General features: G+C 47.2%; 7 protein-coding genes. 2 read left to right on the top strand and 5 right to left on the bottom strand.

Annotated features, from left to right (window positions below; translation table 11 throughout):
* The first annotated feature begins 296 nt into the window (after positions 1-296).
* On the top strand, positions 297-1,607 hold the full coding sequence (locus HMPREF3216_RS01090) for a hypothetical protein (protein WP_230953839.1): 1,311 nt from the start codon (positions 297-299) through the stop codon (positions 1,605-1,607).
* A gap of 307 nt (positions 1,608-1,914) precedes the next feature.
* On the opposite strand, the gene HMPREF3216_RS01095 is transcribed toward HMPREF3216_RS01090, so the two are convergent.
* The 5 genes from HMPREF3216_RS01095 to HMPREF3216_RS01115 form a co-directional block, all read right to left on the bottom strand.
* Complete coding sequence (locus HMPREF3216_RS01095) at positions 1,915-5,934, bottom strand: DNA-directed RNA polymerase subunit beta' (RefSeq protein WP_060786555.1); 4,020 nt, start codon at positions 5,932-5,934, stop codon at positions 1,915-1,917.
* A 93-nt stretch (positions 5,935-6,027) separates the two neighbouring features.
* Positions 6,028-9,594 carry a DNA-directed RNA polymerase subunit beta gene (gene rpoB / locus HMPREF3216_RS01100; RefSeq protein WP_060786556.1) on the bottom strand — a complete coding sequence of 1,189 codons (3,567 nt, stop codon included), beginning with the start codon at positions 9,592-9,594 and terminating at the stop codon, positions 6,028-6,030.
* A 330-nt stretch (positions 9,595-9,924) separates the two neighbouring features.
* Positions 9,925-10,698, bottom strand: a complete 774-nt coding sequence (locus tag HMPREF3216_RS01105) for a hypothetical protein (RefSeq protein ID WP_060786557.1) — start codon at positions 10,696-10,698, stop codon at positions 9,925-9,927.
* A gap of 64 nt (positions 10,699-10,762) precedes the next feature.
* Complete coding sequence (locus HMPREF3216_RS01110) at positions 10,763-11,416, bottom strand: tRNA (cytidine(34)-2'-O)-methyltransferase (protein ID WP_230953845.1); 654 nt, start codon at positions 11,414-11,416, stop codon at positions 10,763-10,765.
* Between the two features lie 41 nt (positions 11,417-11,457).
* Positions 11,458-12,405: a DMT family transporter gene (locus HMPREF3216_RS01115; RefSeq protein WP_060786558.1), complete on the bottom strand. Its 948-nt coding sequence runs from the start codon at positions 12,403-12,405 to the stop codon at positions 11,458-11,460.
* Between the two features lie 120 nt (positions 12,406-12,525).
* Here HMPREF3216_RS01115 and HMPREF3216_RS06595 point away from each other — a divergent pair.
* On the top strand, positions 12,526-12,830 hold a 305-nt coding region (locus HMPREF3216_RS06595), incomplete at its 3' end, for a hypothetical protein (protein WP_230953840.1).

The raw sequence follows: 12,830 nt of genomic DNA on the forward strand, positions 1-12,830 counted from the left end.
GCAGGTCGTCGCGCCCGCGTTTGTTCCCTTTCACCCACGTTTGTTCCCAAAATTGTCAAATACGTAAACAAACACGGGCAAAAATAAACAAACACGGGCAAAAATAAACAAACGCAGGCAAATCGAGAATAAACACCAAGCCAAATAAAGCCAAATAAAGCCAAATCGATCAAGATTACATCCACACAAAATCAATTTTGTCAAGTCATATAAAAGAATGTGCATAAAGCATAGGCTTTAACCACATTGTAAAAAATATCTTGCAATAATAATTTCATAAAAATAACATCGTCAGCATGAATAATAGTAAATTATTATCTGACATTTTAAATGCTGAAAGTCACAACTCATGCTTGATGGCTTCATACACCAAGTGTCGCAAAAGTTTAAGAACATACTTAAAGTCCAACAATTTGGTTGAACCATATCGCGGACTTTATGCTCTAAGCAACTATTGGCAGCGACTCTCATACAAGGACAAGGTTCTGCACATAGCCATCCCACTTACTCAAAAAATAAAGATTAAAGAGTGGAAGTTCACTGGAGAAACCGCCGCCGCACTAAAGGGGTTTGAAGTCATCAAGCTATATAGCAATCAGCCAAAATCAATAAGCATACACGTATCTTGCGCATATGCTGACAAAAATTTGACCAGTACTAGTGAAAAGTCTGCAAAAAAGATAGCTAGACGGCAGCTCAAACGCATACATCTCCCAGATATTGTTGAGGATGAGAATGGCATTAGGCTTGAAGAATGTTACAAAAGATGCAAGAAACAAAATTCGCCAAAGACTTGCAATTCAAATGTAAAAACATGCAAGCACACAAATGAAAAGAAAACCTCCACGTTCGGTCACATTAAAACAATGGAGGAAGATGCAATGTCCCATGTCGCAAGTATTTACAACACGCTATTTGTTGAAGCATGGACTAATCCATTTAGAATCGCACTACCAACCTTTGATTCAGCTTCTCAAAAAGGCGAGAATCTAGAGAAAATTTACAACGTATGTAGTGAGTTTTACGACTTTGCGCGCTATCAGTGTAATGCGTCACAGTTGCAAGACGACCCGTATCTTAGAAAAATCTACAACCCTTATTTTTCAAACATTGACTACACTGACGCCTTATCTCGATTGAAACTTTTATGCAATTTTGCATCAGCTAAAAGCGAAAATGCAGGCGAATCTTTGGCTCGAGCAACAATTATTGAACTTGGGTTTATTGTGCCTCAAATCCAATATGAATTCCCGAACAATAAAAACCCAGATTATCCATTACGTGCAGATTTTGCATGGAATGTAAATGGAAATCTTATAGTCGGAGAATTTGATGGTACCGATAAGTATTTGATTGAATGTGGGAAAAGTTCTGTTTGCAATATTAGTAAAGAATCTTCTAAAAATACTATTATCACTGACCTTCATGAAAAAAATATGCTGCTTCAATACGACCGCGATGCCGTACGAAAAGAACGCGATAGGGAGAGATACCTATATGACTGCGGAGTAAGCAAAATCGTTCGATTCGACTTTGCGGAAGTCATTGATCCACAAAAACTCGAGCAGAAGCTAGCTTCGGCAGGAATTCCCAAGGCTTATAAATAAGATAAATAAGAGTGTACTTGCGCAGTAACCGTTTTAAGCGCTACTGCAAATCAATTCCCCACGTTTGTTCCCAAAATCGTCAAATACGTAAACAAACACGGGCAAAAATAAACAAACACAAGAGAAAGTAAACAAAATCAGGGTTACTTCCAAAATATATGAGAAAGTAAGCGCACAAAACAAAAAGCCGCTGCAAGCTGCGTAAAACAACTTGCAACGGCTAATCGAAGCGGATTTGCCTAATTAAGCAATCAAGCGACTAAGCAATCACCCAACTAAGCAATCACATGATTACTCAATCACCCGATTACTCAATGTCATCGTCGTAATCACTCTGACCACCCTGATCGTCAAGGTAATCATCTGGGTTAAATTCATCGCCGAGCTTCATATCTCCAAAATCAATGTTGGAGAAATCAACATCCGCCATGTCGCTTTCACCGAAGTTCGATGGAGTGCTATTTGCCCCAGTCATAGCCAGGTTTGGATACATAGCATCACGAACTTCTGGATCCGCAAACACATCCGCATTACGGTAACGCGCCAAACCAGTACCAGCTGGGATTAGCTTACCAATAATCACGTTCTCCTTTAGACCCTTAAGATCATCTTCCTTCTGGCTCAAGGCGGCCTCAGTAAGAACTCGAGTGGTCTCCTGGAAGGATGCGGCAGAAAGCCAAGAATCCGTAGCCAAAGAAGCCTTGGTAATACCCATAAGCTCTGGTCGGCCAGCAGCAGGCTTACCACCATTCTTAACGGCAGCCAAGTTTGCCTCGCGGAACTTTGCCTGATCCACAAGCTCACCTGGAAGAAGCTCAGTGTCTCCAGAATCAATCACCGTAATACGGCGAAGCATCTGGTGAACAATAACCTCAATGTGCTTGTCGTGAATATCAACGCCCTGAGAACGGTAAACGTTGTGAACTTCTTCCACAATATTCACCTGAGCAGCGCGCGGACCAAGGATTCGCAAAATCTTCTTAGGATCCACAGAACCCTCAATCAGCTGCGTGCCAACCTCAACGTGGTCGCCATCTTTAACAAGCATTGGAGCGCGGCGAGTTACTGGGTAAACGATTGGATCCACGGTTGTATCGTCTGGAGTCAAAGTGACTTGACGGCCGTGATCCGTATCTTCTACCTTTACAACGCCTGGGAACTCTGCGATTGGAGCCTCGCCCTTAGGAGTACGAGCCTCAAAAAGCTCGGTAACACGAGGAAGACCCTGCGTAATATCGCTTGCGGAAGCAACGCCACCAGAGTGGAAGGAACGAAGCGTAAGCTGCGTACCAGGCTCACCAATGGACTGTGCTGCAACAATACCAACAGCCTCGCCAACATCCACGAGTCGGCTTGTAGCCAAAGACCAGCCGTAGCACTTTGCGCAAACGCCACGCTTAGATTCGCAAGTAAGCACGGAGCGAGCCTTAACTTCTTCAACGCCGTGCGCAACCAAGCTACGCAAAACGTCCATAGAAAGCGCGTCTCCACACTTAGCCAAAACGGTAGTGCCGTCTGCTGGATCGAGCACGTCTGCGGCAAGCAATCGCGAGTATGGGCCACCATCGGCAGCCTTAACAAGCGTCAAATTGCCATTTTCGTCGCGGTCTGCAATCTTCATAACAAGGCCACGCTTTGTGCCGCAATCTTCTTCGCGAACAATAACTTCCTGCGAAACGTCCACAAGACGACGAGTCAAGTAACCAGATTCTGCCGTACGAAGTGCGGTATCTGCCAAGCCCTTACGAGCGCCGTGCTGCGAGATGAAGTACTCCAACACGGAAAGGCCATCGCGGTAGTTTGACTTAACAGGACGAGGAATAATCTCACCCTTAGGATTTGCCACCAAGCCTCGCATACCAGCAATCTGACGAATCTGCATCCAGTTACCACGCGCGCCAGACTGAACCATAATGTTCACGTTGTTGTCGTCGTGGAAGTTCTCGCGCATTGCGTCTGCAACCTTATCGGTGCATTCGGTCCACAAGTTAATCAACTCTTGACGACGCTCTTCGTCTGTAAGAAGACCCATATCGTACTGGGAGTTGATCTTTGCAGCCTGATCTTCGTAATCTTGCGCAATCTGCTCGCGATTTGGAGGAAGCACAATATCCGAGAATGCCATTGTAACGCCCGACCAAGGTGCGCGCGTAAAGCCAAGATCCTTCAAAGCATCGAGGCTTGCGGCAACCTGAGCGGTGGAATAGCGCGTAGCAATGTCGTCAACAATCTTAGAAAGAACACCCTTTGGAACCTGCTGGTTTACAAACGGATAATCCTCTGGAAGAGTGCTATTAAACAGCACGCGACCGCAAGACGTTGCAAACAGAACAGTTCCATCCTTAAAGCGTTCTTCGCGGACAACATCTGGGCTGCCTGGCTCTGGGTCTACAACCTTAAGATCGCTAGGCTGCCAATCCTTTGGCAAAACAAAGTCTTCTGGCACGCGGATTAACACCTTTGCCTGCATGTCAATCTCATGCTTGTCCAGCGCCATTTGCGCCTCAGCAAGCGAGGAGAAGATTCGGCCTTGACCCTTTGCGCCGTCAATTACGGTAGACAAGTAGTACAAGCCCAAAATCATATCCTGAGATGGCATTGTAACGGTGTGACCATCTGCTGGCTTTAAAATGTTGTCGGATGCCATCATCAAGCTGCGAGCTTCTGCTTGAGCTTCGGCGGAAAGTGGCAGATGCACTGCCATCTGGTCACCATCGAAGTCGGCGTTAAACGCGGCGCAAGCAAGTGGCGGCAAATGAATTGCCTTACCTTCAACCAAAATTGGCTCAAATGCCTGAATACCCAAGCGGTGAAGCGTAGGTGCGCGGTTAAGAAGAACAGGATGCTCGGAAATGACTTCCTCGAGCACGCCCCAAACCTCGGAATCTCCGCGATCCACAAGGCGCTTGGCGCTCTTCATATTCTGCGCAAATCCCTGATCCACCAAACGCTTAATAACGAATGGCTTAAACAGCTCCAACGCCATTGGCTTAGGCAAACCGCACTGATGCATGCGAAGGCTTGGGCCAACAACGATTACGGAACGGCCAGAATAATCAACTCGCTTACCGAGCAAGTTCTGGCGGAATCGACCCTGCTTACCCTTAAGCATGTCGGAAAGCGACTTTAATGGCCTGTTGGATGCGCCAGTTACTGGGCGGCCACGGCGACCGTTGTCGAAGAGCGAATCAACAGCTTCCTGAAGCATGCGCTTTTCGTTATTAAGCATGATTTCAGGAGCGCCAAGCTCAATCAGCCTCTTCAAACGATTGTTACGGTTGATTACGCGGCGATACAAATCGTTTAAATCGGATGTTGCAAAGCGGCCACCATCAAGCTGAACCATTGGTCGCAAGTCTGGTGGAATTACTGGAATAACGTCCAAAACCATTGCTTCTGGCTTGTTTCCAGTAGTCAAGAACGCGTTCACAACCTTAAGTCGCTTCAAAGCGCGCGCCTTGCGCTGACCAGTACCATTGTCGATTTCTTCGCGAAGTTCTACAGCAGCAGACTTAAGATCGAAGTCTTGCAAGCGCTTCTTGATTGCTTCCGCGCCCATGCAGCCTTCAAAGTAGTCGCCATAGCGATCTTCCATCTCTCGCCAAAGATCAACGTCGCCTTCCATATCTCCTGCGCGCAAGCTCTTAAAGCGATCGAACACTGCGTTCAAACGCTGAATCTGCTCATCGTAGCGGGTGCGGATAGCGGCCATTTCGCGCTCAGCTCCAGCACGCAACTTAGACTTTGCGTTGCCCTTTGCCTCGCCCGATTCTTCTAGCTCGTGAAGATCTTCTTCTACCTTCTTTGCGCGCGCGTCAATCTCGTTGTCGCGGCGCTTGCGAAGATTGCCGATTTCGGTATCAAACTCGTCTTGCAAGTCTGGAAGATCCTGGTGACGCTGCTCTTCATCTACCTTAGTAACCATGTAGGCTGCAAAGTAAATAACCTTTTCCAAGTCTTTTGGAGCAATGTCGAGCAAATATCCCAAGCGGCTTGGCACACCCTTGAAGAACCAAATGTGTGTTACAGGAGCCGCAAGCTCAATATGACCCATGCGTTCGCGGCGAACGCGGCTGCGTGTAACTTCCACGCCGCATCGCTCGCACACGATTCCCTTAAAGCGCACGCGCTTATACTTGCCGCACGCACACTCCCAATCGCGAGTAGGACCAAAAATCTGCTCACCGAACAGACCATCCTTCTCTGGCTTAAGGGTACGGTAATTAATGGTTTCTGGCTTCTTAACTTCGCCGTGGCTCCAGCTACGGATGTCTTCGGCAGTGGCCAGTCCAATCCTCAGTTTGTCAAATGCGTTGACGTCCAGCACTATTATCGTCCTGTCTCATGAAATTGTTTTTCTAAGTTTCTTAAAGTGATTAGTGATTAGTGATTAGTGATTAAAACACTTGTAACACTTGTATCACTGGTATTCAGGTTCTTGAATAACTTGGTCTTCTTTGGCAGACGAATCTGGTCGCGCACCAATATTAAATCCCAAATTTTCAGAAGACGACACCGGATCATCATCTTCATCCTTCATGTCGATTGCAACTCCTTCGGAGTTAAGCACCTCAACATTTAAGGAGAGCGACTGCATTTCCTTGAGCAACACCTTAAAGGACTCAGGAATACCAGCAGGTGGAAGATTATCGCCCTTAACAATAGCGCCATACACGCGCACGCGACCGTCAACGTCATCAGACTTTGTGGTCATCATTTCGTGCAATGTGTACGCAGCACCATAAGCCTCAAGAGCCCACACTTCCATCTCACCAAAGCGCTGGCCGCCGAACTGAGCCTTACCACCCAACGGCTGCTGGGTAATCATGGAGTAAGGACCAGTGGAACGAGCGTGAATCTTATCATCAACCAAGTGATGCAGCTTCAAGATGTACATGTAGCCAACGGAAATTGGCTTAGGGAATGGCTCACCAGTGCGGCCGTCAAACAGCGTTGCCTTACCGTCGGAACCAACAAGCTTGTTGCCGTCGCGGTCTGCAAGCGTAGTGCTCAAAAGACCCTTCAAGGTCTCTGGGCGCACGCCGTCGAACACTGGAGTTGCAACAGGAGTGCATGGATCGCCGTGCTCGGCGCCTTCTGGCACGTACTTCTTCCAAGCGGCCTCAAGGTCTGGATCCAAATTAATATCCCAACCAGCGTGAGCAATCCAACCCAAGTGAAGCTCGAGCACCTGGCCCAAGTTCATTCGAGAAGGCACACCCAACGGGTTAAGCATAATGTCTACTGGAGTACCATCAGCCAAGAATGGCATATCTTCTTCTGGCAAAATGCGGGAAATAACACCCTTGTTGCCGTGACGACCAGAAAGCTTATCGCCCTGCGTAATCTTGCGATGCTGAGCAATGTACACGCGAATCATCTGGTTTACGCCGTTTGGAAGCTCATCGCCATCGTCTTCAGCGTCTTCACGAGTGATTTCCTTAACAGCAATCACGGTACCAGTTTCGCCGTGAGGTACACGAAGCGAAGTGTCTCGAACTTCGCGGCTCTTTTCGCCAAAGATTGCACGAAGCAAGCGCTCTTCTGGAGTAAGCTCGGTCTCACCCTTAGGCGTTACCTTACCAACCAAAATGTCGCCAGCTTCTACCTCGGCACCAATGCGAATAATACCGCGCTCGTCGAGGTTTGCAATAGCGTCTTCACCAACGTTTGGAAGGTCGCGAGTAATCTCTTCGGCACCAAGCTTGGTCTCTCGTGCATCAATCTCGTACTCTTCAATGTGAATCGAAGAAAGCGTATCGTCTTGCACGAGTCGCTGAGAGATAATCACAGCATCCTCGTAGTTGTAGCCATTCCAAGGCATAAAAGCAACGAGCAAATTCTTGCCGAGTGCAAGCTCACCCTTGTCTGTTGCAGGGCCATCAGCCAAAACAGTTCCTGCTTCCACGCGCTCACCATCTTTAATAAGCGGCACCTGGTTGTAGCAAGTAGTCTGGTTGGAACGCTGGAACTTAGAAAGCTTGTAGCTAGACTGAGTTCCGTCATCGTTCATAACGCGAATAATATCCGCAGAAACGTAGGTTGCAACGCCTGGCTTTTCGGAAAGAATCACGTCTCCAGAATCAACTGCAGCACGCCATTCGGAACCCGTACCAACAAGTGGACGCTCCGACTTAATAAGAGGCACGGCCTGGCGCTGCATGTTGGTACCCATCAAAGCACGGTGACCTTCATCGTGCTCCAAGAATGGAATCAAGCTTGCGCCAAGTGAAACCATCTGACGTGGGGAAACATCCATGTAGTCAACAGTGCTAACAGGCACATCGACTGCTTCTTCTTCGTCAACACGAGCAAGAGCCTGAGTGCCAACAAAGTTGCCATTTTCGTCGAGTTCCTGGTTTGCCTGAGCAATAACGTGCTCGGCTTCGCGATCTGCAGTCATGTATTCGACTTCGTTAGTCACATGACCATTAACAACCTTGCGATAAGGCGTTTCAATAAAGCCGAATGGGTTGATGCGACCAAAGGTTGCAAGCGAACCGATAAGACCAATGTTTGGACCTTCTGGGGATTCGATTGGGCACATACGACCAAAGTGGGATGGGTGCACGTCTCGAACTTCCATAGATGCGCGGTCTCTAGAAAGACCACCAGGACCAAGAGCCGAAAGACGACGCTTGTTTGTAACGCCTGCCAAAGGATTGTTTTGATCCATAAACTGGCTAAGCTGGGAAGTTCCGAAGAACTCCTTAATCGTAGCGTTAACTGGTCGAATGTTAATCAACGACTGTGGTGTAATCGCCTCAGCGTCTTGCGTTGTCATGCGCTCGCGCACAACGCGCTCCATGCGGCTTAAGCCAGTACGAATCTGATTCTGTACAAGCTCGCCAACCTGGCGGATTCGGCGGTTTCCAAAGTGATCAATATCGTCCACGTCTACACGCAACTGCACATCTTCACCATCGCGCTTGCCTGGGAAGGTCTTCTCTCCCGAGTGCAAAGTGACCAAATACTTGATTGTGGCGATAATATCTTCGCGATTCAAGCTGCGATCGTTGTAATCCGCTTCCAAACCAAGCTTGCGATTAATCTTGTAGCGACCAACACGTGCCAAATCGTAGCGCTTTGTGTTGAAGTAGAAGGATTCAAGCAAATTGCGACCCGCGTCGGCAGTTGCGGTATCTGCTGGGCGAATCTTTCTGTACAAATCTGTAAGAGCATCGTCTTGAGTATCGATTGGCTCTTTTTCTAGAGCGTCGAGAACAAGAGGATATCCCTGGAATGCTTCGGCAATTTCTGGCTTAGTCATGCCGATTGCCATTAAGAATACGATTGCAGACTGCTTGCGCTTGCGATCTACGCGCACGCCAAGAACATCGCGCTTATCAATCTCGAACTCAAGCCACGCGCCGCGACTTGGAATGATTTTTGCGCCAAAAACGTCTTTATCGGAAGTGCGATCTTGCGTGCGATCGAAGTACACGCCCGGGGAACGCACAAGCTGAGACACGATTACGCGCTCAGTGCCGCCAATAATGAATGTGCCGTGCGGGGTTTGCAGCGGAAAATCACCCATAAAAACAGTCTGGCTCTTAATCTCGCCAGTTTCGCCGTTTTCAAACTCTGCATTTACATACAAAGGAGCGGAATATGTGTAATCCTTCTCTTTGCACTCAAGCACAGTGTGACGTGGCTCTTCAAAATATGGATCCGAGAATGTGAGGCTCATTGTCTCAGCAAAATTCTCGATTGGAGAAATCTCTTGGAACACTTCTTCTAGACCAGAGACGTGTGGCACAGTGTGAGTGCCATTTGCCTCATCTTCTTCGACGCGCTTCTTCCAACGCTCGGAGCCGATCAGCCAGTCAAAGCTGTCGGTTTGCACACCGAGGAGGTATGGCACATCGATTGGCTCACAAATGGAGCCGAAATTCACACGATCCGACGCTTTGTGCAACTTAATGCTGTGCTCGTCGGCACGTGCGATGACTTTGGTGGTGTTCGTCGTAGCTTGTTCAGCAGCCAATGGACGTTCCTTTATCGCTAGCTAGTTTTATTAATCCTTGGGAGCTTTAGAAAATCGCGGCAAACGCGCTTAAAATCAACGATTTTGGGTTTGCGGGCGCCTTCTTCGGTTCCTTGAGTATGCCCGCTATATGACACACCGTGTACAAAGAGTTAATTTTACCCCTTCGCTTCGACTTTTTATCGCCATTTATGCGAGCGATTTTTCCCGATTTTGTAGCTCAACACGCCAATTAGAGCAACATTCTCGGGAAGTTTTTCCCGATTTTGTTGTTAATTTTGCCGTTTTGAGCAACATTTTCGGGAAAATTTTACGCCATTTATGCAGGCACTAGCGAACAGAAATAACCACGGGATTGCTTTGCAACCCTGCTACATCTTCATGCTCGATTTGCGCAACATACGTTCCGCGCGAAACCTTAGGCAAATCGGCGTCATCTAGGCAATTTTGGCCAGTAGGAGTGCCAATCGTAGCGTTAGCGTTCCAAATAAACTTTTTATCGTACGAATCACCTTTTGCCATCAGTAACGGCTTGAGCGGTATTTCGCACACGTCTGAACGCCATTGCGGATCCACTTTTTGAGGCGGCTTTTTTTCATTTGACTTATTTGACTTATCCGACTTATCCGACTTATCTGTCTTCTCCGACTTTTTGTCGCCAGAAGAATGGCCATTTTGCGCAACATCGCGCGCAGCACTATCTCCAATGGTCAACACCATTCTTCCACTCGAAGCGTCAATCCTGCACGAATCGTCGCCTTCGTAAACAACGTGAGCGTTAAACTCTAAAGTTCCACCCATAGGAACCGCCTGAGATGCAGCAGATAGCTCAATTCTAACGTCTTTTGCGCTGCATTTTTTTATGATTCCAACAGGCCTTGGATCTGGCACAAGTTGTTTAGATAGCGTAACGTCTGAATGCTTGTTTATAGCGGTTCCGATTGCGCTGATGCCTTTAAAAATGCTGACTATACAAAAGATGCAGAATGCTAAAACAGCCAGCAACCCCACGCAAACTACGATTCTACGGCGAATGTACATGCGGCGTCGCGCAGCACTAATCCTCCGCTTCGGTTTACGTTTTAACACAGGCATATTAACCATTGTAATGCATGAGTAGTTTTAAGACTATTTTTGGCTATTTTTTGCCATTTTTGTCTACTTTTGACTACTTTCCGCCCTCAAATCCAAGCTGACGCCACGCCTCATAAATGGCGATTGACGCGCAATTTGTAAGATTTAGGCTTCTAAGCGAAGGTCGCATTGGCAAGCGAACCTGTTCCGCCACATGCGGTCCTGCCATAATATCCATTGGATCTGGAATATCTCCTGGCTCTGGGCCAAAAAGCAGAATATCGTTCGGCTTATACTCAATATCTGTGTAAAGTTTTGTGGCGTTTGCAGTAAACGCGATTATGCGAGAATTTGGCATTGACTCAACAAGGTTTTCAAAATTCGGGTGCATAACAACGTGTGCCATATCGTGATAATCAAGACCTGCGCGGCGAAGCTTTGTATCTTGAAGATTAAATCCAAGCGGCTCTACAAGATGCAAAATGGTGCCCGTTACCGCGCAAAGGCGAATCGCAGAGCCTGTGTTTCCTGGGATTCTAGGCGAATAGAAGCACAAGTGCGGAGTTTGAGTTTGCGCAGTGCTTGCATCTTGCGCGCTTAGCATGGCATCCATAACGCTGATTGGATTTCCGTGCGCGTCTGTTACAAGCTCGTCTGGGCCGTAGTTTGACTTTCGATAGCCGTACTCATACATCTGCTCTACGCGATTGACTGGGTTTTGTGAATCTGGGTTTTGTGCATCTTGCATACTTTTATCTTCTTTACTTGCATCTTGCATATTCGTCATAATCACCTCAACAAAATCATCATAATAAAAATAAGCGCAAATCCTGCAAAATCAGCCCACGAGAACACAGCTCCCGTAAACACAACAGCCGTGATTGCAGCCATAACAGGCTCGCTCGCGCCCAAAAGTGTTCCGCGCACAGATCCAACTCGCATAACGCCAGCTAGAAACATCCAATACGCTCCAAAGGTGCCGCCAACAATCGTAAAAGTAAACAGCAAATACGCGCGCAAATCCAAAGGTGGCATTGTTTGCCATGGCTTCACAAATGGCAGCATAATAAGACCTGCGATTATAAACGTGATTCCGTTTACAGTAAGATTTCCCCATTTTGCAATCAATTTGACTGGCATAATCGCAAGCGCCGCCGTACTTGCAGCATCTGCCAATCCCCACAAAAGTCCCATCAAAGGCAGTGAAAGCGAGCTAAAATTGCCCCCCGTTGCCATAAGCGCGGTTCCTGCAAATGCAAGCAAAACACCAATGTTTTCGCGCAAAGTCGGAGTTCTTTTTGACCGCAAACACACGTAAACAAGCACAAAAAGCAGATTGAGGCTTTGAAGAACTGTAGCTGTTCCAGAGTTAGTCCAGTCGATTGTAAAAAGATAGGCCACTTGCGTTAAAAGCACGCACACAATACCTGTTACAACTAGCATTGGCCATGATTTTTTTGTGCTTAATGCGCCAACGAGTTGCTTGCGATTAACCATTGCGGCAACGATTACAAAAAGCACGCCTGCAGCAAGCTGACGAACGCACGCGATTTGCAATGGGCTTACAAGGTATTGCGACATTAGAATCTTAGAAACAGTGGCATTTGTGCCCCAAAGTGCGCCGCCAAGTATTGTGAGGATTATGCCAATCGTCATTGTGCGCGGGCTATGATCAACCGCAGGATTTGGTTTTTTAGGTTTTATTTTTTGGATATTCTTTACAAAACCAACATCCATGCTAAACACCTTCTAATAATCCCGTATTCGCTACAATCCCATATTTGCGCACAACTGCAGCAATTTACGCAAATCAACATGCGTGAATCAACATGCGTGAATTAACATGCGCAAATCAACATGCGTAAATCAACATGCGTAAATCGCTTCCCATATGAAAAATCTACACTATCACATAATCAACAACACGCACATAATCAACAACACGCAATCGCAAAAACGTTACAAATGTCGCTCGCGCACTACGCTTTAAGCGAAAAGGCAGATCGGAGCGCACGCGTTTGTTCCATTTATCCCACGTTTGTTCCCTTTTCAGCCAATTTGGGAAACAAAAGCAAGAAAAAAGAAACAAAAGCAAGAAAGACATTCGTTCATCATCCTGCGTTTGTTCCCTTTATCCCACGTTTGTTCCCTTTTCAGCCAAT

The organism is Gardnerella vaginalis, from assembly GCF_001546455.1.
GTDB classification, from domain to species: domain Bacteria; phylum Actinomycetota; class Actinomycetes; order Actinomycetales; family Bifidobacteriaceae; genus Bifidobacterium; species Bifidobacterium vaginale_B.